At 69.5% G+C, this 25,432-nt stretch carries 23 protein-coding genes and 1 riboswitch; of the genes, 12 read left to right on the top strand and 11 right to left on the bottom strand.

All coding sequences use genetic code 11. The features are described from left to right. Positions 1-84 precede the first annotated feature (84 nt). Together AB0O67_RS26600 and AB0O67_RS26605 are read left to right on the top strand one after the other, a co-directional pair. A complete protein-coding gene (locus AB0O67_RS26600) occupies positions 85-1,188 on the top strand; it encodes a metallophosphoesterase (RefSeq protein WP_365454850.1) in 1,104 nt (367 codons plus the stop codon). Positions 1,189-1,381: 193 nt separating this feature from the next. After that, positions 1,382-2,248: a hypothetical protein gene (locus AB0O67_RS26605; RefSeq protein ID WP_365454853.1), complete on the top strand. Its 867-nt coding sequence runs from the start codon at positions 1,382-1,384 to the stop codon at positions 2,246-2,248. A 161-nt stretch (positions 2,249-2,409) separates the two neighbouring features. On the opposite strand, the gene thiC is transcribed toward AB0O67_RS26605, so the two are convergent. After that, positions 2,410-4,206 (bottom strand): phosphomethylpyrimidine synthase ThiC, encoded by a 1,797-nt coding sequence (thiC, locus tag AB0O67_RS26610; protein ID WP_365454856.1) that lies wholly within the window; start codon positions 4,204-4,206, stop codon positions 2,410-2,412. Continuing rightward, positions 4,200-4,389, bottom strand: a riboswitch (TPP riboswitch). (Overlaps the previous gene by 7 nt.) Positions 4,390-4,820: 431 nt before the next feature. Here thiC and AB0O67_RS26615 point away from each other — a divergent pair. Then, positions 4,821-6,530 (top strand): YibE/F family protein, encoded by a 1,710-nt coding sequence (locus AB0O67_RS26615; RefSeq protein WP_365454859.1) that lies wholly within the window; start codon positions 4,821-4,823, stop codon positions 6,528-6,530. 440 nt (positions 6,531-6,970) lie between these two features. Here AB0O67_RS26615 and AB0O67_RS26620 read toward each other — a convergent pair whose 3' ends face one another. The 4 genes from AB0O67_RS26620 to AB0O67_RS26635 all read right to left on the bottom strand — a co-directional run bounded on the left by AB0O67_RS26620 (position 6,971) and on the right by AB0O67_RS26635 (position 9,242). Then, positions 6,971-7,408 carry an SsgA family sporulation/cell division regulator gene (locus AB0O67_RS26620; RefSeq protein WP_365454862.1) on the bottom strand — a complete coding sequence of 146 codons (438 nt, stop codon included), beginning with the start codon at positions 7,406-7,408 and terminating at the stop codon, positions 6,971-6,973. 100 nt (positions 7,409-7,508) lie between these two features. Next, complete coding sequence (locus AB0O67_RS26625; RefSeq protein WP_365454865.1) at positions 7,509-8,312, bottom strand: helix-turn-helix domain-containing protein; 804 nt, start codon at positions 8,310-8,312, stop codon at positions 7,509-7,511. Between the two features lie 204 nt (positions 8,313-8,516). Continuing rightward, a complete protein-coding gene (locus AB0O67_RS26630; RefSeq protein ID WP_365454868.1) occupies positions 8,517-8,729 on the bottom strand; it encodes a DUF5326 family protein in 213 nt (70 codons plus the stop codon). A gap of 195 nt (positions 8,730-8,924) precedes the next feature. Beyond that, on the bottom strand, positions 8,925-9,242 hold the full coding sequence (locus AB0O67_RS26635) for a cupin domain-containing protein (protein ID WP_365454871.1): 318 nt from the start codon (positions 9,240-9,242) through the stop codon (positions 8,925-8,927). 57 nt (positions 9,243-9,299) lie between these two features. Here AB0O67_RS26635 and AB0O67_RS26640 point away from each other — a divergent pair, with 57 nt between their 5' ends. The 5 genes from AB0O67_RS26640 (at position 9,300) to AB0O67_RS26660 (ending at position 13,035) form a co-directional block, all read left to right on the top strand. Beyond that, entirely contained in the window at positions 9,300-9,677 is a 378-nt protein-coding gene (locus AB0O67_RS26640; RefSeq protein ID WP_365454873.1) for a phage holin family protein, read from the top strand. A gap of 5 nt (positions 9,678-9,682) precedes the next feature. After that, positions 9,683-10,174: a low molecular weight protein-tyrosine-phosphatase gene (locus tag AB0O67_RS26645; protein ID WP_365454875.1), complete on the top strand. Its 492-nt coding sequence runs from the start codon at positions 9,683-9,685 to the stop codon at positions 10,172-10,174. Continuing rightward, positions 10,171-11,328: a cystathionine gamma-lyase gene (locus AB0O67_RS26650; protein ID WP_365454878.1), complete on the top strand. Its 1,158-nt coding sequence runs from the start codon at positions 10,171-10,173 to the stop codon at positions 11,326-11,328. Before AB0O67_RS26645 ends, AB0O67_RS26650 begins: the two co-directional genes overlap by 4 nt. A gap of 230 nt (positions 11,329-11,558) precedes the next feature. Next, on the top strand, positions 11,559-12,464 hold the full coding sequence (locus AB0O67_RS26655) for a LysR family transcriptional regulator (RefSeq protein ID WP_365454881.1): 906 nt from the start codon (positions 11,559-11,561) through the stop codon (positions 12,462-12,464). Between the two features lie 88 nt (positions 12,465-12,552). Further along, entirely contained in the window at positions 12,553-13,035 is a 483-nt protein-coding gene (locus AB0O67_RS26660) for an NUDIX hydrolase (RefSeq protein ID WP_365454884.1), read from the top strand. A gap of 55 nt (positions 13,036-13,090) precedes the next feature. Here the strand turns inward: AB0O67_RS26660 and AB0O67_RS26665 are convergent, their stop codons facing one another. Next, positions 13,091-14,659: a globin domain-containing protein gene (locus AB0O67_RS26665; protein ID WP_365454914.1), complete on the bottom strand. Its 1,569-nt coding sequence runs from the start codon at positions 14,657-14,659 to the stop codon at positions 13,091-13,093. A gap of 1,031 nt (positions 14,660-15,690) precedes the next feature. Next, positions 15,691-16,323, bottom strand: coding sequence for a haloacid dehalogenase-like hydrolase (locus AB0O67_RS26670; RefSeq protein ID WP_365454887.1), 633 nt, complete (start codon positions 16,321-16,323; stop codon positions 15,691-15,693). A 228-nt stretch (positions 16,324-16,551) separates the two neighbouring features. Between AB0O67_RS26670 and AB0O67_RS26675 the strand changes: the two genes are divergently transcribed. Beyond that, positions 16,552-17,418 (top strand): GNAT family N-acetyltransferase, encoded by an 867-nt coding sequence (locus tag AB0O67_RS26675; RefSeq protein WP_365454890.1) that lies wholly within the window; start codon positions 16,552-16,554, stop codon positions 17,416-17,418. Positions 17,419-17,485: 67 nt separating this feature from the next. Here AB0O67_RS26675 and AB0O67_RS26680 read toward each other — a convergent pair whose 3' ends face one another. Both AB0O67_RS26680 and AB0O67_RS26685 read right to left on the bottom strand, forming a co-directional pair. Further along, positions 17,486-17,908 carry a heme-binding protein gene (locus AB0O67_RS26680; RefSeq protein WP_365454893.1) on the bottom strand — a complete coding sequence of 141 codons (423 nt, stop codon included), beginning with the start codon at positions 17,906-17,908 and terminating at the stop codon, positions 17,486-17,488. Positions 17,909-18,057: 149 nt separating this feature from the next. Then, a complete protein-coding gene (locus AB0O67_RS26685) occupies positions 18,058-19,254 on the bottom strand; it encodes an MFS transporter (protein ID WP_365454896.1) in 1,197 nt (398 codons plus the stop codon). A gap of 139 nt (positions 19,255-19,393) precedes the next feature. Here AB0O67_RS26685 and AB0O67_RS26690 point away from each other — a divergent pair, with 139 nt between their 5' ends. After that, positions 19,394-19,852, top strand: a complete 459-nt coding sequence (locus AB0O67_RS26690) for a MarR family transcriptional regulator (protein WP_365454899.1) — start codon at positions 19,394-19,396, stop codon at positions 19,850-19,852. 9 nt (positions 19,853-19,861) lie between these two features. Then, positions 19,862-20,314, top strand: coding sequence for a GNAT family N-acetyltransferase (locus tag AB0O67_RS26695; RefSeq protein WP_365454902.1), 453 nt, complete (start codon positions 19,862-19,864; stop codon positions 20,312-20,314). 72 nt (positions 20,315-20,386) lie between these two features. Here AB0O67_RS26695 and AB0O67_RS26700 read toward each other — a convergent pair whose 3' ends face one another. After that, positions 20,387-21,772 (bottom strand): serine hydrolase domain-containing protein, encoded by a 1,386-nt coding sequence (locus AB0O67_RS26700; RefSeq protein WP_365454905.1) that lies wholly within the window; start codon positions 21,770-21,772, stop codon positions 20,387-20,389. A 115-nt stretch (positions 21,773-21,887) separates the two neighbouring features. Continuing rightward, the gene (gene dnaB, locus AB0O67_RS26705) at positions 21,888-23,363 is read right to left on the bottom strand and encodes a replicative DNA helicase (RefSeq protein ID WP_365454908.1); all 1,476 of its coding nucleotides are present in this window, start codon (positions 23,361-23,363) and stop codon (positions 21,888-21,890) included. Positions 23,364-23,822: 459 nt separating this feature from the next. Here dnaB and AB0O67_RS26710 point away from each other — a divergent pair, with 459 nt between their 5' ends. Then, positions 23,823-25,160 carry an MATE family efflux transporter gene (locus tag AB0O67_RS26710; RefSeq protein WP_365454911.1) on the top strand — a complete coding sequence of 446 codons (1,338 nt, stop codon included), beginning with the start codon at positions 23,823-23,825 and terminating at the stop codon, positions 25,158-25,160. Positions 25,161-25,432: the final 272 nt, after the last annotated feature.

Genomic DNA, 25,432 nt, shown 5'->3' on the forward strand with positions numbered 1-25,432 from the left:
GGCGCGATCCGCATTCCTATGATGGGCCCACGACACCGCGGGCCGCTGCGACCAGGCAGTCCGACGCGGTGCAGATGCGGCGCGATGGTGGAGGGGTCGATGACTCAGGGGGCCGGTCAGGGACCCGAGGTGGAGCGCACGGCGACGCTGCGCGACTTCCGGGTGCCCGCTTACGTCCACGAGACCGGTCCGTACGACCACAGCGCGCACCCCGGTGACGTCGCGAGCCCCGTCGTGGAACCGGTGGAGCACCCGGAGGGGTACACGCCCACGGAGCGCGACCTGCCCGTCATCAACCGGGGCGACACGGTTCAGGTGACCGTCGACCCGTCGGCCGTGCCGGCACAGGAGGCGCAGTCCACCACCGGTCCCGGGCCCCTGTTCGTCGTGGGCGACGTGCACGGCTATCTCGACGAGCTGATGGCCGCACTGAGCGAGAAGGGCCTCATCGACGCCGCGGGCCAGTGGTGCGCGGGCACCGCGCGACTGTGGTTCCTGGGTGACTTCACCGACCGCGGTCCCGACGGCATCGGCGTCATCGACCTCGTCATGCGGCTGTCCGCCGAGGCCGCCGCGGCCGGCGGCTACTGCAAGGCGCTGATGGGCAACCACGAGCTGCTGCTGCTCGGCGCCAAGCGGTTCGGCGACACGCCCGTCAACTCCGGCGCGGGCACCGCCACCTTCCAGGCGGCCTGGCTGCTCAACGGCGGCCAGAAGACCGACATGGACCGCCTCCAGGACCACCATCTGCAGTGGATGGCCCGCCTGGACGCGCTCACCGAGACCGACGGTCATCTGCTCGTCCACTCGGACACCACCGCCTACCTCGACTACGGCGACTCCATCGAGGCCGTCAACGACAACGTCCGCGAGGCCCTCACCCGCAACGACGCGGACGAGGTCTGGGACCTGTTCCGCAAGTTCACCAAGCGCTTCTCCTTCCGCGACGAGGGCGGCGCCGACGCCGTTCGCTCACTGCTCGATACGTACGGCGGCACCCGCATCGTTCACGGCCACAGCCCCATTCCCTATCTGCTGGGCGAGGTCGGATCCGAGGACGGCGAGGACAGCGCCGGTCCGGTGGTCGACGGACCGCATATCTACGCCGACGGGCTCGCCATCGCGATGGACGGCGGCGTGACCATGGCCGGAAAGCTGCTGGTCCAGCAACTTCCCCTGGATAACTGAGCGTTCCCGGGGCAGGCGTACCCGGGCGGCGCCCCGGCGCACCACGGCGCAGGACAGCGGGCAATTTCTGGAAACCCCCTGTCACGGCGCACCGTCACCGCTCTACCATCGCCTTATCCGTAGCAGGCTCCCCTCCGTTTCTGCCCGACGGCTCGTCAGCGTGCGAGCCCCAAGCCCTACGGAGCATCGGGGGATGCACATGAACAGCGTTCCGCAGCACCTGTTGAGCGAGGACCGCCAGGAATACGAGCGGCTCCTCGATGAGGCGCTGCGCTCCGCGCACCACCGACCCGAACTGGCCGCTGTCGGACAGCGGCTCAACCCGGAACAGCTGCGCACCATGGCGCTCAACGCCACCGCACTCATCACGGCGGCCGCGACGACCGAGTACCAGCACTACGTGAAGGTCCGCGAGGAACTGCGCCGCCCAGCGCCGTCCACCCCGTCGGCCACCCGCGAGTCCGGCTCCACCGAGCCGGGCACGGGCGCCGTGGGGCTCGCCACCACCATGGGAGAGGCCGCCGCCGAGACGGTCGGCGCGGGCGCCGTCGCCATCGTCGCGGTGCTGGCACCCGTCCTGGCCGGCACGGCCGCGGCGATCTTCCTGCTCGTCGGCTACACCCTGAAGATGCTCGACCCCGAGCCGGGCATCGCTCAGACCATGGTCACCACCGGGTGGGTGTTCGGCGCCGTGACCGCGGTCGCCATCCTGCTCGCCGCCGTCGGCCTGTTGCTCACCGCACTGCGCAACCGGCCCTCACTGAATTCCGGTCCGTACGAGGAACTCAGCGGCGAGGTGGCCGCAGCCAGGGAGGCCTGGCGCCAGGCCCTGCTGGAGAACGGCATCCTGCCGTTCCTCCGGGAGGCCCTCACCACCCCGGGCCAGGCCGCACTGCAACGTGCGGCCCCGACGATCCCGACCAGTCGTATGCCGCACCTGGGCTACGACCGTCCGGGCTTCACCAGCCCCGGTGACGGCCCGTCGGGCGCGCGCCCGAGCTTCTCGAGCCCGGACTACACCAGCCCGGATTTCGGAGGCCCGGACCACAAGCCGGAATGACCTGCGGCTTGCGCCCCCCGTGGTGCGCAAGCCGGAGATCCGGCGGTGCCGGTGTGCTGTCGTGTGCGGACCGGAGTGGATCGGACCGGACCAGGACGACGAGGACGGGGCCGCGGCCGCACGGTCTGCGCGCCCCGCCTTGTGCCGTCGGATCGGCCGGGTCAGTCCGCGATCGGCAGATAAACCCGGTTGCCGGCGGCGGCGAACTCCTTCGACTTCTCCGCCATGCCCTCCTCGATCTCCGCCTGTGTACCGCCATGTTCACGGCGGATGTCCTGGGAGATCTTCATCGAACAGAACTTCGGCCCGCACATCGAGCAGAAGTGCGCCGTCTTGGCAGGCTCGGCCGGGAGGGTCTCGTCGTGGAACTCACGAGCCGTGTCCGGGTCGAGGGCCAGGTTGAACTGGTCCTCCCAGCGGAACTCGAAGCGGGCGTCCGACAGCGCGTCGTCCCACTCCTGCGCACCGGGGTGCCCCTTGGCGAGGTCGGCCGCGTGAGCGGCGATCTTGTAGGTGATGACGCCGGTCTTGACGTCGTCGCGGTTGGGCAGGCCCAGGTGCTCCTTGGGCGTGACGTAGCAGAGCATGGCAGTGCCCCACCAGGCGATCATCGCGGCACCGATGCCGGAGGTGATGTGGTCGTACGCCGGCGCGACGTCCGTCGTCAGCGGGCCGAGCGTGTAGAACGGAGCTTCATCGCAGATCTCCTGCTGAAGGTCGATGTTCTCCTTGATCTTGTGCATCGGGACATGCCCCGGGCCCTCGATCATGGTCTGCACGTTGCAACGCTTCGCGATCCGGTTGAGTTCCCCGAGAGTTCGCAGTTCGGCGAACTGTGCCGCGTCGTTGGCGTCCGCTATCGAGCCCGGCCTGAGGCCGTCGCCCAGCGAGTACGTGACGTCGTAGGCGGCGAGGATCTCGCACAGTTCCTCGAAGTTCTCGTACAGGAACGACTCCTTGTGGTGCGCCAGGCACCACGCCGCCATGATCGAGCCGCCGCGCGAGACGATCCCGGTCTTGCGGTTCGCCGTCAGCGGCACGTACGCCAGCCGGACGCCCGCGTGAACCGTCATGTAGTCCACGCCCTGCTCGGCCTGCTCGATGACCGTGTCCTTGTAGATCTCCCAGGTCAGCTCCTCGGCCTTGCCGTCGACCTTCTCCAGTGCCTGGTAGAGCGGCACCGTGCCGATGGGGACGGGGGAGTTGCGCAGCACCCACTCGCGCGTGGTGTGGATGTTGCGGCCTGTGGACAGGTCCATGACCGTGTCGGCGCCCCAGCGGGTCGCCCAGGTCATCTTCTCGACCTCCTCCTCGATGGAGGACGTCACGGCCGAGTTGCCGATGTTGGCGTTGACCTTCACCAGGAACCGCTTGCCGATGATCATCGGCTCGATCTCCGGGTGGTTCACGTTCGCGGGCAGTACGGCCCGCCCCGCGGCGATCTCCTCGCGCACGACCTCGGGCGAGACGTTCTCCCGGATGGCCACGTACTCCATCTCGGGCGTGACCTCGCCCCGGCGCGCGTACGCGAGCTGGGTGACCGCCCGGCCGTCGCGGCTGCGGCGCGGCAGGCGTGGGCGGCCGGGGAAGACCGCGTCGAGGTTGCGCAGGCCGCCGCGCGGCGACGTGTGCTTGATCCCGTCGTCCTCAGGACGGACGGGACGGCCCGCGTACTCCTCCGTGTCGCCACGGGCGATGATCCAGTTCTCCCGCAGCGGCGACAGACCGCGGCGGACGTCGGTGTCGACGAGTGGATCGGTGTACGGGCCCGACGTGTCGTACAGCGTGACCGACTGCCCGTTGGTGAGGTGCACCTGACGGACCGGCACGCGCAGGTCGGGGCGTGAGCCCTCGACATACGCCTTGTGCCAGCCGATGGACTTCCCGGCCTCCTCGCTGCGCGCGTCGTCGGTCGCGTTCTGGGTGGAGGCAGGCGTGCGTGCGTCCTTGTTGGCCATGAGACCGATCTCCCTACGCCGGCATTACCCGGTAACAGGTTCGGCGGTCGACGCAGCGGTTCTCGTCTGTCGACGCTTCATGGGAAACATCACTCGTGCCGAGTCACGTTCCACGTGAAACATCGCGAAGACGAAGGTCAGCGCCCTCTCAGCCCGGTGCTCCGAGCTCCCGCGTTTACAAAGGTGCCCCCACGCTAGCGTCAATTCGGGCGCGGTGAACAGAGGGCCCCCGCCGTTCTTGCGATGATCGGTCGGTGACCACGAATCAGCAGCCCCCGTTCCCGCCGCACGAACCACCGCGCGGAACCGGCTCCGGCATGGGGCCGCGACGCGACTCGGACGCGGGCGGGGGTGGAGCTGCGGCCGGTGCGGTTGGTGCTCCCGGCATGGGACGAGGCGGCGTTCCTGACGGTGGCCGGGGTAGTGCTCCGGGCATGGGGCAGGGCGGTGGTCACAGCGACGGCCGGGGTGGTGCTCCCGGCATGCGAGCAGGCGGCGGACCGGGTTTCGGCTCGGGGAGCGGGCCCGGCTTCGGTCCCGGTGGCGGATCTGGCCCGGGCAACTCGGGTTCGGGCACCGGATCGGGCTTCGGGCTGAGTGGGGTTTCCCCAGGTATGGGACCGGGCGGCTGGCGCGAGCGCGGAGCCGGTGCCGGGGGTGTTCCCGGGCAGGGCGGCGCCGGTGCCGGGGACGGGAGGGGGCACGGTGCCGGCCCGGGACGTGGTCAGGGGTACGGTTCCGAACCGGTTGGTGGTCACGGTCCAGGGGGTGGTCAGGGCTGGGGCGGCGGTCACGGCCGCGGTTTCGGCCCGGGTGACGGTGACGAGTATCCCGGCTCCGGCGGCGGCCACGGACAGGGCCAAGAGCCCAGTGGCGGCCACGGACAGGGCCAAGAGCCCAGTGGCGGTCACGGACACGGTCAAGGACCTGGCGGCGGCCAAGGACGCGGCCAAGGCCCCGACGACGGGTCGGGGCACAGCTCCGGTGATGGCCACGGGCACGGCCACTCGCATAGTCACGCCCACGGTCCCGCGGCCCCCGTCTCCATGCATCTGCGCAAGGTCATCGCGGCGGTACTCATCCCCTTCGCCGCCGCCGTGGTGGTCGGCCTCGCCGTGCTGTGGCCCGGCGGCGCCCCGCCGCACGAGCGCACCGGCGTCGGCTTCGACCGTCAGACCCAGCAGGCGACGGTCACCAAGGTCGACGAACTGCCCTGCGACTCCGTCAACGGCTCGGCGCCGGCACCGAACGGCGACACCTCCACCGCCGAGGGCTCCTCCGCCCAGCAGCAGGCGAACGGCACCTGCAAACGCGCGACGATCCGTATCGACACCGGCGAGGACAAGGGCCGTACCTTCACCGAGGTCGTGCAGCCCGACCAGTCACGGCAGTTGCACCAGGACGAGAAGGTCGTGGTCGCCTACGAGCCCTCCGCGCCCGAGGACCTGCAGTACTCGGTCACCGACGTGAACCGCCGTCTCCCGATGGCCCTGGTCGCCGGCCTCTTCGCGCTGGCCGTCGTGGCGGTCGGACGGCTGCGCGGCGTGATGGCACTGGTCGCGCTGGCCATCAGCTTCCTGGTGCTCAACTTCTTCATCCTGCCCGCGATTCTGCAGGGCTCGAACCCGCTGGTCGTCGCAGTGGTCGGGGCGAGCGCCATCATGCTGATCGCGCTCTATCTGTGCCATGGCCTGTCGGCCCGGACATCCGTGGCCGTGCTCGGCACACTGATCTCGCTGCTGCTGATCGGCGTCCTCGGCCTGCTGTTCATCGACTGGGCGGCGCTCACGGGCAACACCGACGACAACACCGGCCTCATCCACGGCCTCTACCCGACGATCGACATGAGCGGTCTGCTGCTGGCCGGCGTCATCATCGGTTCGCTCGGTGTCCTCGACGACGTGACGGTCACGCAGACCTCGGCTGTCTGGGAACTGCACGAGGCCAACCCCACGATGGGCTGGCGCGGACTGTACCGGGCCGGCATCCGCATCGGCCGCGACCACATCGCCTCCGTCGTCAACACCTTGGTCCTCGCCTACGCGGGCGCCGCACTGCCACTGCTGCTGCTCTTCTCCATCGCCCAGAGCAGCGTCGGGACGGTCGCCAACAGCGAGCTGGTCGCGGAGGAGATCGTGCGCACGCTGGTCGGCTCGATCGGCCTGGTGGCCTCGGTGCCGGTCACCACGGCACTCGCGGCGCTGGTGGTCTCGGCCGACCGGTCCGGCCAGACACCCGGCACAGCGCCGGCCACCGTCGGCGGCGGTGCCGGCGAGGCTCCGGTACCGGCCCGCACGGGGAGGGGACGGCGACGCAAGCGCTGACCCCGTAGGCGCGAGCCCTGAGCCGCGGAGCCGCAAGCGCTGACCCCCGTGGGGCGAGCGCTGCGCGACGTAGAGCAAGCGCCGAGCCCCGTGGGCGCAAGCCTTGCGGCCCCTAGGCAGCAGGCACTGCCGCCGCCGTGGGAAGGGCACACGCCCTACCCGGGCAGCGCCCCTGCCCTAGCGAGGGCGCACGCACCATGCTCCGGCGGATTCGAAGGCCTCCGGCGCAAAAGCGTTCCTGCAAGGTCCGTTCCCGCAGCCGGAGCCGCGCCTACCCACGCCCCCCGGAAGCGTTCGGCAAAGGCCGACCCGCCGACGCCTTCGACGAATGCCGACCGACCCGAAGCCCTCGGCACAAGCATCGACCCCTCGCCACCGCAGTCACACCAACCCCACTCACCCCAGGCGAAGCGTTACACCAGCCGCCTTCATCGCGTGTCTCACCCCGCGCTCTGCTCCTCCGCCAGAATCCGGTCCAGCGCCTCGTCGAGATGCGCGTCGAAGTCGGCGAGCGCCCCCTCCTGGCCCAGCGGCACCAGCTTGTCCGTACGGTCCAGGAAGGCGACCAGCGGCGCCGTGGAGGATCGGAACAGCGCCTGGTCGCTGCCTACCTGAAGCCGGATCAGGACGTCGCCCAGCGATTCGGGCTCGACCGGCGAGACCCGCACATCGCCCTCCCCACACGGTCGCCCCACCCCGTCGATCAACAGCTCCCGGCCGAAGGCCCAGGTGACCGGGGCATCCCCGGGCAGGTGAAAGGTCAGCCGCACGGCGTAGGGATCGCCTGTCTCGTAGCGCAGCTCCACAGGGATGCGGAAGGAGAGCTCCTCGGAAACGAGAAAGCTCATCATGACCTCTGCCTGTACGGACTCGCGCATCGCCTACCCCGTCACTTGCCGTTCGATTGGCCGGGAATGAACCTCTGGTACCTGGTGGCATCTTGCTGAAAGTACACACCAGATCACAAGGAGTGAGTTTTCAGATACTGATAGAGATCGCGAGTGACCCGATCGCCCGGCCCATCTCGTTCCGCAACTGCCGTACCGCGGGCAGCAGTCGGTCCGCCTGATGACTGGGAAGCGAGATCGCCATCGTTCCGGCCGTGTCACCCACAGTGATGGGAATTGCGGCGCACACCGTCCCCAGCGCGTACTCCTGGCACTCGGTCACCGGTTCCATCCGGTTCGTGCGTTCGAGTCGTTGCAGCAGGGTGCGGCTGTCCGGGACGGTGTAGGGGGTGATCGACTGCACGGGATAGCGGTCGAGGTGGTCCCGGCGGATGTTCTCGTCGAGCTGCGAGAGCAGGCACTGTCCGATCGCGTGCGCGTGGCCGGTCTCGCGGAAGTCGGCCCACTCCTCCACCGCCGGATTGCCAGGGGTGTCGGAGACGCACATGATCTCGATCTCGCCCTCACGGTAGATCGCGTAGTACACGGGCACGCCGATGGAGTCCCGCCAGCGCGCCAGGGCGTCGATGACCGTGCTGCGACGTTTCTGCTCGGCTCCGCTGCTACTCAGTCGTTCAGCTGCCTCGCCGAGGAAGAACAGCCCCTTCTCCCGGCGCAGATAGTCCTCGTGCACAAGCGTGCGCAGCAGGTGGTACGTCGTGGGGAGCGCCAAACCGGTCTCGCGGGCCAGTTGCTTGGCGGGGGCGCCGTACTCGTGCGCGGCGACGGCCTCCAGGAGGCGGATGGCGCGCTGCACGGAGCCGATGAGGGTGGTGTTGTGCTGGGGTGTGGGGGGTGAGGAGGGGTCTGCGGGTGCGGTGTCTGCCGTGGCCAAGGGTCACTCCCGAAGCGCGAGGGGGGCAGCCCGTGCAGGGGTAACACGGGAGGGGGTGTACGGGTGTACGCCGCTCGCGGGGTACACCCGCGTCGAGTTCCGGACTCTATTGGCCCGTCACCGCTCGCAGACCGTCCGCCCGGAAACTTCCCTCCCCCGAGGGAACCGGTAACCCTCGTCACCGGTTCCCGTCACCCACTCCTCTTACCAGTCGCCACGCGACGAGGAGTTCGTCGTGAACTTCCGTACGACGTAGATGAGTCCGCCGACCAGGGCGACGAAGACCAGCACCTTGAACAGCAGCCCGATCACAAAGCCCACGACGCTCGCTATCACGCCGCCGAACACGACCAGAGCGATGACCGGCACCGCGATCCACTTCACCCACCACAGCAGACCCGCGAAGATCTCTCGCATCGCCCTTGTCCTTCTCTCCGCCCACCGGCCGCATGGCTCCCACTGAGCCCTCCGGTCCCGCCAGGTCCCTTGATGTCCTGCCTCGATGCTAGGGCCGGCGAGGCTCCTTACGGAGGTCTGGCAGCCCTTGTCCTCCCCTGACCGATCCCCTAGGGAATCCGGGGAGGCGGGACCCGAAAACCCCGAGTCCGCCAGTCAGTTCCCGGGGGGCGAGAACATCACGAGCACCCGCAGGTCCTCGCTGATGTGGTGGAACTTGTGCACCACCCCGGCCGGGACGTACACCACGCTGCCCCGGGCCACCTCGGTGGTCTCCATACCGACGGTGATCGCGGCACGGCCGCTGACGACGAAGTACACCTCATCCTGATTGTGCGGTTTCTGCGGATCATGCTCGCCCGCGTCAAGCGCGTAGAGACCGACCGACATATTCCGCTCCCGCAGAAACTGCAGGTAGGCGCCGTCGTTGGCGGCGCGCTCCGCCTCCAGTTCGTCCAGCCGGAATGCCTTCATCGCTTCGTCGCCTCACGCCCGTACTCGTATCCGATCTCGTCTGCCACGATCAGACACATGATGAATTTCGTAGTCAAGACGATCGCCAACGCCGGCGCCCTGGCCGTCGCCGTGTGGCTGCTCGACAAGATCACGCTGACCGGGGACAGCACCGGGAAGAAGGTCGGCACACTGCTCGTGGTCGCGCTGATCTTCGGTCTGGTGAACTTTCTGGTCAAGCCCCTCGTTCAGCTTCTGAGCCTGCCGTTGCTCATCCTCACCCTCGGCCTGTTCACCCTGATCGTCAACGCGCTGATGCTGTTGCTGACCTCGTGGCTGGCCGACCAGTTCGACCTGAGCTTCCATGTAGAGGGCTTCTGGACGGCCGTCCTGGGCGGTCTGATCATCTCGATCGTCTCCTGGGCCCTCAACGTCATCCTTCCCGACCGCGACTGAGCACCATGACCTACCGCATCTGTTTCGTCTGCACCGGCAACATCTGCCGTTCCCCGATGGCCGAGTCCGTCTTCCGCGCGCGCACAGCCGAGGCCGGGCTGGACGGGCTCGTCGAGGTCGACAGCGCCGGCACGGGCGGCTGGCACGAGGGCGAGCCCGCCGACCCTCGCACCGTGGCCGTGCTTCGGGCGCACGACTACGGCAGTGCGCATGTCGCCCGGCAGTTCCAGCAGTCGTGGTTCTCCCGGCTCGATCTCGTCGTCGCGCTCGACCTTGGCCACCTGAAGGCGCTGCGCCGCCTCGCGCCCACCGAGCAGGACGCGGCGAAGGTGCGCCTGCTGCGTTCCTACGACCCCGCCGCGGGCGACGACCTCGACGTCCCGGACCCCTACTACGGGGGCGGCGAGGGCTTCGAGGAGGTCCTTGAGATGGTGGAGGCGGCGAGCACGGGACTGCTCGCCGCGGTACGCGAGCACCTGGAAGGACGGGCGGCATGAGCGATTCGGCAGGCGGTACGGGCGCGGAGCGGGGCTTCGGCGAGGGGACGCGCGCAGTGCGGGCGGGGCTGCCCGAGCCGGTGAAGCACGAGCCGACCCTGCCGGGTCCGGTGTTCGCCGCCCACTTCCATCTGCCGGGCGACCCGACGGGAGGGTACGCCTACGGCCGCGACGAGAACCCGACGTGGACGCACCTGGAGCGGGCGATCGGCGAGCTGGAGGCGCCCGGACAGGACGCCGCCGAGACCCTCGTGTTCGCCTCCGGGATGGCCGCCATCTCGTCGGTGCTCTTCTCACAGCTGCGTACGGGTGACACTGTCGTGCTGCCCAGCGACGGCTACCAGGTGCTGCCGCTGGTGCGACAGCAGCTGGAGGCGTTCGGCATCGAGGTACGCACCGCGCCGACCGGCGGCGACGCCCAGCTCAGCGTCCTGGACGGCGCGAAGCTGCTGTGGATCGAGACCCCGTCGAACCCCGGGCTCGACGTGTGCGACGTCCGGCGTCTCGCCGACGCGGCACACGAGCGCGGTGCCCTGGTCGCCGTCGACAACACTCTCGCCACACCGCTCGGACAGCGCCCCCTGGAGCTCGGCGCGGACTTCTCCGTGGCCAGCGGCACGAAGCAGCTCACCGGGCACGGGGACATCCTCCTCGGCTACGTCGTCGGCCGCGACGCCGAGACCATGGCCGCCGTGCGCCGGTGGCGCAAGATCGTCGGGGCGATCCCGGGGCCGATGGAGGCCTGGCTCGCGCATCGTTCGATCGCCACGCTCCAGATGCGCGTCGACCGGCAGAACGCCGGCGCCCTCAAGGTGGCCGAGGCGCTCCGTGACTGGCCGGAGGATCTCGGGGTGCGCTACCCGGGGCTGATGAGCGACCCGTCCTACAAGATCGCCTCGGAGCAGATGCACCGCTACGGCTGCGTGGTGTCCTTCACGCTGCCCACGCGCGCGCGTGCCGACCGCTTCCTGGACCTGCTGCGACTCGTGGACGACGCGACGAGCTTCGGCGGGGTGCGCTCCACCGCCGAGCGACGGGGGCGCTGGGGAGGGGACGCCGTACCGGAGGGCTTCATCCGGCTGTCGGTCGGCGCCGAGGACCCGGCGGACCTGGTCGCGGATGTGCTGCGCGCCCTGGACGAGTCGGCGCGGTGACCGCCTGCCGGACGCCCTGTGAGGGATCCGGCTACGGAGATCGGACGGTCCGAGCCTCCCCCCTCGTGGCTCGGACCGTCCCCGGTTCCGCGCGCTAAGAACCGCGCGAACAAGGCTAGTTGACTCTCTGTCAGTGTCCAATCACAGTAGCGACAGAGACCTATCGACTTATTTATAGTTGGGCACTGCTCCAGGGGTGGGAGCAGTGCACGGGAAGGAATGGGCGCGCCGTGGATCTGGCCTTGCTGCGCACGTTCGTGACCGTGCACCGGGCCGGATCCTTCACCCGTGCCGCCGCACTGCTGGGCCTCTCCCAGCCGGCCGTGACCTCGCAGATACGCACGCTCGAACGACAACTGGGCCGTCCCCTCTTCCTGCGGCAGGCGCGCGGCGTGACGCCGACGACCACCGGCGACGAGCTCGCGCACAAGGCCGCTCCGCATCTGGACGCGCTGGTGGAGATCGCCGAGAGCGGACTCGGCGACGAGTCCTCAATGCGTACGTTGCACCTGGCCGGTCCGCCGGAGTTCACCGCCGAGCGGGCGCTGCCCGCGCTCGTGGAACTGACCGGGGACGACGGACAGGCGTTCGCCTTGCGGGCCTCGTTCGGCAACGCCGAGGAGACACTGGAAGGGCTGGCCGCCGGCCATCATGATCTGGCCATCAGCACCGCCCGCCCACGCGGCGCTCTGCTCACCGCGACTGCACTCTGCGACGAGGAGCACGTCCTGATCGCCGGCCCGCGCTGGGCCGAGGAGATCGACACCGGGGCACTGCGCCACAAGGGCGCACACGCTCTGGAGAACCTCCCTGTGGTCGAGGTGCACGAGTCGCTGCCGTTCGTGGCCCGCTACTGGGCTTCCGTCTTCGACTCCCGCCCGGCCGCGTCCGGCACCGTCATCGTTCCCGATCTGCGTGCCGTCCTCGCCTGCGCCGCCGCGGGAGCCGGGCTCGCGGTGCTGCCCCGCTATCTGTGCGCGCCCGCCCTGGAGCGCGGCGAGGTGGTCGCGCTGCTTGAACCGGCGGTGCCGCCGCTGCGCACGTACTTCCTGGTGGTGCGTACCGGAACGCTGGCCATGCCGCATATCGCGCGGGCGCACGAGTGGCTTCAGCGGGCGGCCATCGACTGGTGCTGAATCCGGCATCGAGCGGCTTCACTCATCGATTCCGTGGGGTGACGATCCGCGATGTTTCACGTGGAACATCGCGGGCCACATTTCTCCCATGACCGTCCGACCCGTGGTCAAGCGCACCGCCCGCGCCGTCCTCCTGGACGGTGACGACCTCGTCCTGATCAAGCGCACCAAGCCCGGCGTCGATCCCTACTGGGTCACCCCCGGTGGTGGGGTCGAACCCGGTGATCCCACCGTCGTCCACGCCCTCCACCGCGAGGTGTACGAGGAACTGGGCGCCAAGATCACTGATGTCGTGCCGTGCTTCGTCGACACCGTCGAGCACATCGGTGAGGACAGCGCCTCGACCGGTGTGAAGGTGCAGCACTTCTTCGTCTGCCGGCTCGAATCGATGGACCCGTCCCTGCGGCACGGCCCCGAGGTCGAAGAGCCCATGGGTGAGTACGAGATCGTCAGAGTGCCGTTCACCCGCGTCGGGATCGCCTCCGTGCACCTCGTACCGCTGTCGCTCCGGCACTACCTCGACGGGAACATCGAGGGCGTACGGGCCATGCACGCGCCCGATCTCGGCTGAGCCGGTCGGCATTAGGAGCGTGCGGCCGCCCCCTCCTGGTATCTCGCCACGTCCGTCAGCTTCCGGTGGCGACGAGTTCCTCCACCGAGTCGTGCCGTATGCGCGTGGCCGGGACACCGACGTCCCGCAGGGCGTGCACACCGCTGCGGATCATGCCTGGCGGGCCCGACAGATAGGCGTCGTACTCGGTCCAGGGGCCGTACTCCCGTATGGCGTCGGGGAGCTGGAGGTGCGACTGCTGGTCGATGATCGCGCGCACGGAGAGCCACGGGTGGGCCTGCTGGAGCCTGAGCATCGTGTCGATGTCGTACAGGTCGTGGTCGGTGCGTGCGCCGTAGAACACCTCGACCGGCCGCCGCTCACCGTGCTCGGCGACGTCCTCGACCAGGGCCTTGATCGGCGCGATTCCGGTGCCGCCGCCCAGGCACAACAGTCCTCTGTCCGTGGTGTGGTCCACGGTCATCGAACCGGCCGGCGGGCCGAGCCGGATGACGTCGCCGGGCCGGGCGCGGTGCACCAGGGCGTTGGAGACCCAGCCCGCCGGAACCGCCTTCACATGGAAGCTGAGCAGGCCGTCGGAGCGGGGTGCCGAGGAGAAGGAGTAGTGCCGCCAGACGCGCGGCCACCACGGTGTCTCCAGGCTCGTGTACTGCCCGGCAAGGAAGGGGTAGGGCTGGTCGGGGCGGACGGTGACGACCGCGACGTCGGGGGTCCTGAGTTCGTGGGAGACGAGCTCCGCGTGCCACCAGGCCGGGGAGCGCAGCTCGTCCGCGGCCGACGCGTCGATCATGACCTGCGAGATCGTCGTGTACGCCCGTACCCACGCCGCCTCCGCCTCGTCGCTCCAGACGGACTCGGCGTATCGGCTGAGCGCGCCGATCAGGCACTCGCCCACGGCCGGATAGTGATCGGGCTGCGTGCCGTACTTGCGGTGGCCGCGGCCCAGGTTCTGCAGGTAGGGGACGAGCACGTCGCTGTTGTCGATGTGCTCGGCGGCCGTGAGCAACGCCTTGAGCAGGCGGTCCCGCTGGGCGTCCATGGCCGCGGGGAAGAGGGGGCGCAGGTCGGGGTGGCGCACGAAGAGCAGGGCGTAGAAGTACGAGGTGACCTTGTCGGCGACGGGGGCGACGGTGGCCATGGTGCGCCGGATGAGGACTGCGTCCGGCGAAGCATCCCCCTGGGAGGTGGGGGCGGGCGGTTCGGCGTGCTGGGCCGGACCGGCGGGGGCGGCTTGCGGGACGGTGGGGGCGGGGTTCGCGTGCGAGGGCGGGGTGGAGGCGTGCGGGGCCGGGGTGGGCGTGTGGGTGGCCGGAGCGGGGCCGGGTGCCTGGGGGTGCGTGGCGACGCCCGACGGCTCGGGATGCGGGGCGACAGGAGCCGCGTGCGGTGCGGCGGCCGGGGCTGCGGACGGCGCGGTGTGCGGGGCCAGGGCTGTGGCCGGCGCGGTGTGCGGGGCCGGGGCTGCGGAGGGGCTACCGCCGGCTGTGAAGGGCGACGGCTCCGTGTGGTCCGGCGCATGGCGCTGTGGGGGCACGCGGTGCGGGGCGGGCGGGGCCTCGGTGGTGGCAGTGGTGCGCGGGTCGTACGGCCGGGCCTCGGTGCTGTGCGGGGGCGGCGCGGGCATGGACACGGCCGCCCGGCCTATTCGCCCATGATCCGCCGCGACATCTGGGGCGGCGGCCCTGGCACCCTGAGCAGGCGACGTGGCGCCCGAGGGAGCTGAGTGCGAGGGCCGCGCGCCTGCGAACGGCTCCGCCTGGTGCGGGCGCGTATGCGGCTCAGGGGGCCGCGCTTCGCCCGGCGCCTGCGAGGCCGGTGCATCCGCCTCCCGCGCCCACGGGGAGGCTCCCGAGCCTTGTGGTTGCGGCTCTGGCGCGGCCTCTGTCACATGACCGGCATCCTGGGACCCGAAGGCCGGGCGAGGCTGACCCCCGGTGGCCGGCGCCGTCGTCCGGGAGAGGGCCTCGGTGACGTACGGCCGGGCAAGCGGCTCTTCGGCTTCGGGATGTCCGTGTGGCTCCAGGTGCCGCGAGGTGGCGTTCGGTGCGGCCTGGTCCGCCGGGGCGCCCGAGTCGTGGCCGAGCGCGGCCCTGCCCACCGTGCGCATGCCGGCCAGGCGGCTGCCGTCTGCGGCCTCCCGCTCGGCTCCCTGCGTCGGCGCCGGCTGCTTGCGCGGCGTGAACCAGCCGCCCCCGCCGTTCGAAGAGCCGCTGTCGGCCGACGTGGTGGTCGGAGCGTCCATGGTGTGCCTCGCCTCGAACATCTTTCGGTCGGTCTGCGCACTTCCTCAGTCGGAAGATGCCTGCTTCCTCCGCAGCCGGTTGCTTTTCCCGTTCGGCGTCGCGGCCAACGCAGCCATGGTCAACCTCCGTTCCCGATGCGTACGGACAAGCAGGGAGAGAGTGTGACATTGGCCGCAGCGTTCTCACCGCAGCGTCCCACTTCCTGTGGACGCCCGGCCGCTTAACCGAGAATGCGGGTCTTCGATCTCTCCGTCTCGTTAGGCTGCATTGCCCTGCTCTCGGCCCCGGCGGGAAGTGTGCTCCGTCTTCCGTACGGGAACCGGAGTCGACCCTACCGGCCCCCGGCCCGCACACAAGTCCCCCCTTCCACGCTCACGATTTTGACGATGGGGAGATCCAACGATTCCCCCAATTACTGGGCGTGCCGCACCAATTCATAGGCATCCCACAGATCCCTCCCCGCGTACGAGTGGGTCGCCAGGGCGGTCAGATGGCGATCCGCATTGACGGCGACGGAGACCGGGACGACCCCGAACAGCTCCTTGTCCGAAGAGGAGTCCCCGTATGCGACACAGTCCGCCCTTGTCACCCCGAACTCCCGGCACAGGCGGTCGGCGATGAGCACCTTGGCCGCGGCGCTGAGCACCCCGGCCGGGTCCAGGGGCTGGGTGAACGGAACGGCGGGGAAGAGCGAACCGTGCGCCGCATGAGCACCCCAGCCGGTGAGTCGTTCGACGAAGAACGAGGGGGACAACGACACCACCGCGCAGTAGTCGCCCCGACGCCTGATCTCCGCCCAGACGTCACGGATTCGCTCCAGCCAAGGCGCTCCATGGAAAGCCGCCAGCACATGCGCTTCGGTGAGGCCGGCCCACAATGCGTGCACCCGATGCGCATACTCCGGCGGGCCGATCAGCCCGGCCGCAATCTCCCGTTCGAGCGCCACCGTCTCTGCTTCCAGGCCGAGTTGCCGCGAGATCTCCAAGGGAGCGGTGGTGCCGTGGAGCAATGTGCCGTCGAGATCGAAGAGATGAAGTCTCGCCATGACACTGGAGGCTAGTGGGGCGCCTCGGACTTTCCGAGGTCCGGCCGAGGGGACTGCCGGATCCCCGGTCGGCGGGACCGATGGATGCTCGCCGTTCGCCGATGTTTCACGTGAAACACCACGCGCTCGTCCATGTGTCCGGTCGCACTCCACGAGTTGGCGAAAAGGACGCACCTCTCTGCCGAAACGGGTGGACGCCAAGGGCACCGGTCAGACAGCCTGACCTGCGTGCCTACTCCTCCCCTCGCTGCTCTGGCGATCCGCCGCCTGACCCGTCGCGACCTCAAGGCCTGTGCCGACTTGTCCGAGGACCGGGGGTGGCCGCGCGAGGAACACAAGTGGGGCTTCCTCCTCACCGCCGGGAGGGGATACGGCATCGACGACCCTCAGGGAGGGCTCGTGGCCGCCTGCACGGTCACCGAGTACGGGCCGCAGGAGCGCCCCGAACTGGGAGCCGTGGGGATGGTCCTGGTCGCCGAGCGGCACGCACGGCAGGGCATCGGGCGCCGCTTGATGCGTCACGTGGTTTCCCTGATGGGCACCACACCACTGACCCTGCACGCGACGCCGAACGGTCGACCGCTCTACGAAGAACTCGGCTTCAAGGCAACCGGCCGCGCAGAGATGCTGCGCGGCTTTTTCATGCCCGTCGGCCCTGGGCCCAAGGTGGCCACCCGCCCCGCGACCGGCGAGGATCTCCCCAAGATCCTCCGTATCGACGCCGAGGTGTTCGGTGCCGACCGCACGCACATCGTCACGCGTCTGCCCGCCTTCGCCGACCAGGTACGGGTCGCCGAGGAGGACGGCCGCATCACCGGCTACGCGGCGGTATGGCCCAACATGGAGACGCATGTAGTGGGTCCGCTGATCGCACGTGACACGGAGACCGCCAAGGCCCTGATCGCCTCACTCGCCGCCCACACCGATCGCCCGCTGCGCACCGACATCGATGTACGGCACGAGGAGCTGCTGACGTGGGCGAAGGAGCGCGGACTGGCATCGGTGGCCTTCAACGCGGTGATGACGTACGGGGTGTCTGAACTCCCGGGTGATTGGCGCCGGCGCTTCGCCCCACTGACGGTGGCAGCGGGCTGAGTTCGAAAAGGGGAGAACGCCGGTCCCTGGAGGGACCGGCGTCCTGACCCGACGAACCCAGCGGCCGTCAGACGAGCTCCTCCACGGCGGCCGTGGCGAAGCCGTGGTCCTGCTCCGGCGCGCCGCCACCCACTCCGATCGCACCGATCAGACGACCGTCACGGTGAATCGGCAGACCGCCGGCGATGAACAGCAGCGGTCGGTCGAGCGCGGTCTGCAGGGAGTGGAACGGTCCGTCGGGCTTGACCACGTCGACGAGGTCGGCGGTCGGCGCGTTCAGCTGGAGGGCGGTGTACGCCTTGCGGGTGCTGGTCTCTCCGGAGATCAGCACGGCCTGGTCGTCGCGCCGGAAGGCGAGCAGATGCCCGCCGGCGTCCAGGACGGTGACGCTGACGGTCGCTCCGGCGGCCTCGGCGGCCCGACGGGCAGCGGTGACGAGAACCTCGGCGTCCTGGATGGTGAGGGGCGCGACGGCGGTGGCGGTGCTCATGTCGGATGTCTCCTTGTGTGTTGCTGGTGAGGGAGCCGGCCGGGCGGCGCGGGGACGGCCCTGGCCCCGCGAGGACCCGGCTCGGGGGGCCAGGGCGACGGACGCTGTGGGACGTACGGCGGGCGTACGGGCCCGTGGGGTCCGGCAGGTCAGTGGTGGACAGCGGCCCGTACCTCGGCCGCGACGACGGCGCTCGGGGTGCCGCCACGACGCTCCAGGGCGGCCGAGAGGACGGCGAGGACCAGAGCGGCCGCGGCCAGGACCGCGCCGACCCAGTTCGGGGCCGTGTAGCCCAGGCCGGCGGCGATGACGAGGCCGCCGAGCCAGGCCGAGAGGGCGTTGCCCAGGTTGAAAGCGCCGATGTTCACCGCGGAGGCGAGGGTCGGGGCGCCGTGCGCCTGGTCGAGGACACGCTTCTGGAGGGGCGGGACGGTCGCGAAGCCCAGGGCGCCGATCAGCGCGATGCTGACGGCCGAGAGGATCTTGTCCTGCGCCGTGAGGGTGAAGAGCGCGAGGACGACCGCGAGAGCGCCCAGGGAGACGTACAGCATCGGCATCAGGGCACGGTCGGCGAACTTGCCCCCGACGAGGTTGCCGGCCACCATGCCGAGGCCGAAGAGGACCAGCAGCCAGGTGACGGAGCCCTCGGCGAAGCCGGCGACGTGGGTCATCATCGGCGCGATGTAGGTGATGGCCGCGAAGACACCTCCGAAGCCGAGGACGGTCATAGCCATGGCGAGCAGCACTTGGACGTTCTTGAAGGCGGCCAGCTCGTGGCGCAGGTGCACACCCTCGGGCTTCGGCGTTTCCGGGACCAGCTTGGCGATACCGGCCAGGCCGACGAAACCGAGCGCGGCGACGACGGTGAAGGTGACGCGCCACCCCAGAGACTGCCCGACGAGCGTGCCCAGCGGGACGCCGACGACGTTGGCCACGGTCAGGCCGGTGAACATCATCGCGATGGCTCCGGCCTTCTTGTCCGGGGCGACGAGCTCGGCCGCGACCACCGAGCCGATGCCGAAGAAGGCACCGTGGGCGAGCGAGGCGACCACACGGCCGATGAGCATCACGGAGAAGGCCGGGGCGAAGGCGGAGAGCAGGTTGCCGACGATGAACAACCCCATCAACACCATCAGCATCCGCTTACGGGAGATCTTGGTGCCGAGCACGGTCATCAGCGGGGCACCGAACATCACGCCGAGTGCGTAGCCGGTCACCAGGAAGCCGGCTGTCGGGATGGAGACCCCGAAGTCAGCCGCGACCTCGGGCAACAAGCCCATGATCACGAACTCTGTGGTGCCGATTCCGAAGGCCCCGATCGCGAGGGCCAGAAGCGCGAGAGGCATGGGGGAATACACCTTCCAGGCGATTGCAGGAGCGCTTTGCGTGCGTCCACAATAGTTGCAGACGCGGGTTATAAGCAACCGCCGTCTATTGCGCGGTTGCTCTATCCTGGTCTCAGCCGCTCCGGGACGGAGGAATCCAATGACAGCGACGGACCCCGCGCTCACCGCCCTCGCCCAGGGCTGGTGCGCCCTCTCCCTGCTGCACGGGAGGATCGAGGCGCACATCGAGCGCGCCCTGCAGGCCCGGCATGGCCTGAGCGTGCGCGAGTACTCCCTGCTCGACGTGCTCAGCCGACAGCACGACGGCGACGGCGGGCATCTGCAGATGAAGCAGGTGGCCGACGCGGTCGTCCTCAGCCAGAGCGCCACCACCCGACTGGTGACCCGCCTCGAGGACCGCGGCCTGCTGGAGCGGTACCTGTGCCCCACTGACCGCCGCGGCATCTACACCAACGTGACCGGGGCGGGGCTGAAGCTGCTTCAGGAGGCACGGCCGACCAATGACGCCGCCCTGCGCGAGGCGCTCGACGAGGCGGCCAAGGTCCCTGAGCTGGCTCCGCTGGTCCGGGTCGTGGAGTCGGTGAACGTGTCCGCATAAGGTGCGGCTATGGGAGATCTTGAAATACGAGCCGCGGTCACGGAGGACCTCCCCGCGATCGTCGGCATGCTCGCCGACGATCCGCTCGGCGCACAGCGCGAATCCCCGGACGACCTGACCCCGTACCGGTCCGCCCTGGAGCGCCTCGACGCCGACCCGAACCAGCATCTCGTCGTCGCCGTTCGGGGGGACCGTGTCGTCGGCACCCTCCAGCTCACAATCGTTCCCGGGCTCTCCCGGCGCGGAGCGACCAGGTCGATCATCGAGGGCGTCCGTATCCACAGCGACGAACGGGGCAGCGGCCTCGGCACCCAGCTCATCGAATGGGCCGTGGAGGAATCCCGCCGCCAGCACTGCCAATTGGTCCAACTGACCTCCGACGCCTCCCGTGTGGACGCCCACCGCTTCTACGAACGACTTGGCTTCACGGCGTCCCACGTGGGTTTCAAGCTCCAGTTCTGAAGCTCCGAAGCACAGCGCGAAGGGCCATGTTTCACGTGAAACATGGCCCTTCCACGCGTTGAACGCGGGCGCCTAACCGATCCCCCGCCACCCTTCCGGGTCCACTCCCCCCGGCACTTCCGCCGCGTCCTCGTACGGCTGACGCGTGAACACGAACGACCCGAGGTCCAGGTGGCTCAGCGACGCGTCCGCCCGCCGTACGGGCCTCAGCAGCTCTCCGGCGTAATAGCCCTCCAGTCCGGTCCAGGTGCCGTCCCCGTTGGCCCGGAAGCGCGCGCCACGCCCCTTCCCGGACAGCGGCTCCAGCGACACCCCGCCGCCTCCCGTCAGACGCAGCCCGAAGGCGTACGTCCCCCAGTACCACTGGCCCGCCAACTCCAGCACGGCAGGCTCGACTTCGGGCAGCGGCCGCCACGGTTCGGGAATCCGCGGCTCGGCGTCGGCAACGATGCGTACGAGGTCGGCGCCCACCATCGACAGGAACGGGCCGGAGGTGCAGTTGGCGAGCACTACCGCCGCGACGTCGTCCGCCACACTGAGGGTGAGATTCGCGAGGAAGCCGGGCAGCGAACCGGAGTGGCCGACGAGCAGTCGGCCGTCACGGTGCTGGATCTGCAACCCGAGGCCGTACGACGCGCCGTCTGCGAGATCAGCGGCCTCGGCCGGCGCCGCGGGCGCCCGCATCTCCCGTACGGTCTCCGCGCTCAGCACCCGTTCGTCACCCTGAGCCAGGAACACGGCGAACCGTGCCAGGTCCCCGGTGGTCGACCAGAGCTGACCGGCGGGCGCCATTCGTCCGAGATCCTCAGCGGGCTCCGGCAGCAGCACGTCGGCCCAGGGATGGACCGCCCAGCCACCCGCGTGGGGCGCAGACGGCTGCCCACTCGTCCGGTCCAGGCCCAGAGGGTGGAGCACCTCGCGTCGCAGCACCTCTTCCCAGGGGGCACCGCGAAGCCTCTCGACGAGCGCACCCAGCAACGTGTAGCCGGGATTCGAGTAGTGGAAGCGCCGACCGGACGGATGCAGGAAGGGACGTTCACCGAGCACGTCGGACAGCTCCGGACGCAGCGACCCCGGACTGCGCTCCCACCACGGCGCGGGGGACTCGGCGGCCAGCCCGCTGGTGTGCGCCAGCAGTTCGGCGATGGTGGCCTCGCCTGCGCTCGTACCCGAAAGATGCTTCTCCAGGCGGTCATCGAGGTCGAGAAGGCCCTCGTCGCGCAGCCGCAGCACGAGAACCGCGGTGAAGGTCTTGGTGATCGAACCGATCCGATACTGGACGTTCTCGTCCGGCACCTCACCGTCCACCGACGAACGCGCCCCATGCCACACGGCACGCCCGTCCCGCACGACCGCCGCGACCATCGACGGGGCTCGCCCCTCGGACTGAGCCACGGCAAGCCGGTGGAGCAGCGCCCGGCGCGTACCGGGAAGCAGCTCTTCCTGAGATGTAGTCATGCCCCCAGTCCACCCGCCCGCGCGGCAGACGTCGAGCGCATTTCCCCGCGTACGGCTGCCGACCGGCAGCCGTCCATGGGAGCACACCTTCCGTGCGTCCGCGATCTCGTCCGGTTCAGGTCTGAGCCATGTCCACGAAGCGTGAGTAGTGACCCTGGAAGGCCACCGTGATGGTGGCGGTCGGGCCGTTTCGGTGCTTGGCGACGATGAGGTCCGCCTCGCCCGCGCGAGGCGACTCCTTCTCGTAGGCGTCCTCGCGGTGCAGCAGGATGACCATGTCGGCGTCCTGCTCGATGGAGCCGGATTCACGCAGGTCGGAGACCATCGGCTTCTTGTCGGTGCGTTGCTCGGGGCCACGGTTCAGCTGGGAGAGCGCGATGACCGGGAGTTCCAGCTCCTTGGCCAGCAGCTTCAGGTTTCGCGACATGTCCGAGACCTCCTGCTGACGGCTCTCCGCGCGCTTGGATCCGCCCGACTGCATCAGCTGGAGGTAGTCGATGACGACCAACCGCAGGTCGTTGCGCTGCTTGAGGCGGCGGCACTTGGCGCGGATCTCCATCATCGACAGGTTCGGGGAGTCGTCGATGTAGAGGGGGGCTGCGGAGACGTCCGGCATCCGGCGGGCCAGCCTCGTCCAGTCCTCGTCGGTCATCGTGCCGGAGCGCATGTGGTGCAGCGCGACACGGGCTTCGGCGGACAGCAGACGCATCGCGATCTCGTTGCGCCCCATTTCGAGCGAGAAGATGACGCTCGGCAGGTTGTTCTTGATCGACGCGGCCCGCGCGAAGTCCAACGCCAGCGTCGACTTACCCATCGCGGGACGCGCGGCGATGACGATCATCTGACCTGGATGCAGACCGTTGGTGAGAGAGTCGAAGTCGGTGAAACCCGTGGGCACACCGGTCATCTCGCCGGTGCGTGACCCGATCGCCTCGATCTCGTCGAGCGCGCCCTCCATGATGTCGCCGAGCGGCAGGTAGTCCTCGCTGGTGCGCTGCTCGGTGACGGCGTAGATCTCGGCCTGGGCCCGGTTGACGATCTCGTCGACGTCGTCGTCGGCCGCGTATCCCATCTGCGTGATCCGGGTGCCGGCCTCCACGAGGCGGCGCAGGACGGCCCGTTCGTGGACGATCTCCGCGTAGTACTCGGCGTTCGCCGCGGTCGGCACCGTCTGGACGAGTGTGTGCAGATACGACGCCCCGCCGACCTTGTTGATCTCGCCGCGCTTGGTGAGCTCGGCGGCGATGGTGATGGGGTCGGCAGGCTCGCCCTTGGCGTAGGTGTCGAGGATCGCCTGGTAGATCGTCTCGTGCGCCGGCTTGTAGAAGTCGTGTCCCTTGAGGATTTCCACGACGTCGGCGATGGCGTCCTTGGACAGCAGCATGCCGCCCAGCACCGACTGTTCGGCGTTGAGGTCCTGCGGCGGGACCCGCTCGAAGGACGAACCCCCGCCGTCCCAGGAATCGCTCTCCCGACCTCGCTCGTGCTGTTCCTCTCGGCCTCGGCCGCCTTCCGGACGGCGGCGGGAGGGCAGACGATCGCTGGGACCGCTGTCGGCCCACGGGTCGTCCAAGGGCTCGGAAATGCTCACCGAGCCACCTCCTCCCGTCCGCCGAGCGGACCTCGCCGTGCTCCTTATTCCTACGGCACGGCACTGACAACTAAGACGCCCGGCTCCGGTTCTGACGCGTCGGTTTTGGGACGGTTCCAGGAGCCGGCGGAGGAGCGTGCGCCGGACCACGTTAGGCCCCCGGGCACCGTCAGCCAATCTGGTTATCCACAGGCCATGTGGACGACGGCCCGGATGCTGTGGAGAACTCCGCGAAACCTGTGCACGACACGGTGGACAGGCCTGTGAACAAGCCCGCACCACCTCCTGAGAACAGCGCCTGACCTGCGCCTTTCCCGTCCACCGGCTGTGCAGAAGAAAAACTTTCCCAGTCGGCCCAAGATCGCCTCGAACAGTGCGCGACACTACGCTGCGCAACGAGCCGAGTAAGGGTCACTACGGCATTGCGTCTCTTACCTGTGGAAGATTAGATTGGTGCTCATGACACAGGCTCCCGCGACCTCCCGGGCTGCTCGGCGACACCACGATCGAGAGATCGTCTCTCTGGCAGTCCCGGCCTTCGGCGCACTGGTCGCCGAGCCCCTCTTCGTCCTGGCCGACAGCGCGATCGTCGGTCATCTCGGCACCGCCCAACTCGCCGGGCTCGGCATCGCCTCGGCGCTCCTCACGACCGCCGTCAGCATCTTCGTCTTCCTTGCCTACGCCACTACCGCGGCCGTGGCCCGCCGGGTCGGCGCCGGCGATCTGCCGGCAGCGATCCGCCAGGGCATGGACGGCATCTGGCTGGCCCTGCTGCTCGGCGCGGCCGTCATAGCCGTCGTCCTGCCCACGGCACCGTTCCTCGTGGAGCTCTTCGGCGCCTCGGACACGGCGACCCCCTACGCGATCACGTACCTGCGGATCTCTTCCCTCGGCATCCCCGCCATGCTCGTCGTCCTCGCCGCGACCGGTGTGTTGCGTGGCCTGCAGGACACGAAGACGCCGCTCTACGTCGCCGTCGGAGGGTTCGTCGCCAACGGCGTCCTCAACGTGCTCCTCGTCTACGGCGCCGGCTTCGGCATCGCCGGCTCCGCCTGGGGCACCGTGATCGCCCAGTGCGCCATGGCCGCCGTCTATCTCGTGGTCGTCGTCCGCGGCGCCCGCAGGCACGGCGCCTCGCTACGGCCGGACGCCGCTGGGATCAGAGCCTCCGCACAGGCCGGGACACCTCTGCTGGTCCGCACACTCTCGCTCCGGGCGATCCTGATGATCGCGACAGCCGTCGCGGCCCGCCTCGGCGACGCCGACATAGCCGCCCATCAGATCATCCTCTCCCTGTGGAGCCTGCTGGCCTTCGCTCTCGACGCCATCGCGATCGCCGGACAGGCCATCATTGGGCGCTACCTCGGCGCCGACGACCCCAAGGGAGCACGCGACGTCTGCCGCCGCATGGTGCAGTGGGGCATCGCGGTGGGCCTCGTCCTCGGCCTTCTCGTCATCGCGTCCCGCCCGGCCTTCCTGCCTCTGTTCACCAGTGACTCCGCCGTGAAGGACGCTGCCTTCCCCGCCCTGCTGGTGGTGGCGCTCTCCCAGCCGATCTGCGGCATCGTCTTCGTCCTGGACGGTGTCCTGATGGGTGCCGGCGACGGCCCCTATCTTGCCTGGGCGATGCTCGTCACCCTGGCGGTCTTCACCCCCGTGGCGCTTCTGGTACCCACCGTCGGCGGCGGACTCACCGCACTCTGGGTGGCCATGACGCTGATGATGACGGTTCGCATGGTGACCCTGTGGCTACGCACACGCTCGGGCCGCTGGCTCGTCACAGGCGCGACCCGCTGACCAATCCGTCGGGTGAAGGGCCCGGAAGACGGAGTTGCACCCGCATCGGCGTTTCACGTGAAACAGCGCTGATTGCCGATGTTTCACGTGAAACGACCGGCGCTACGCTCGCCATCGGGCCGCAAGACGACCAGACGGCAGCCGCAAGACGCGAGTGGGGCCGCACCCCGAAGGGTGCACGGCCAGCACCGCGGCTCCGGAGATCACCGAGGAGAGCGGCAGGGCGAACGCCAGCACGAGACAACCGGCCAGCCCGGCAACGGGGACGGCGG

It is taken from the genome of Streptomyces sp. NPDC086077 (assembly GCF_040686175.1).
Taxonomy (GTDB): domain Bacteria; phylum Actinomycetota; class Actinomycetes; order Streptomycetales; family Streptomycetaceae; genus Streptomyces.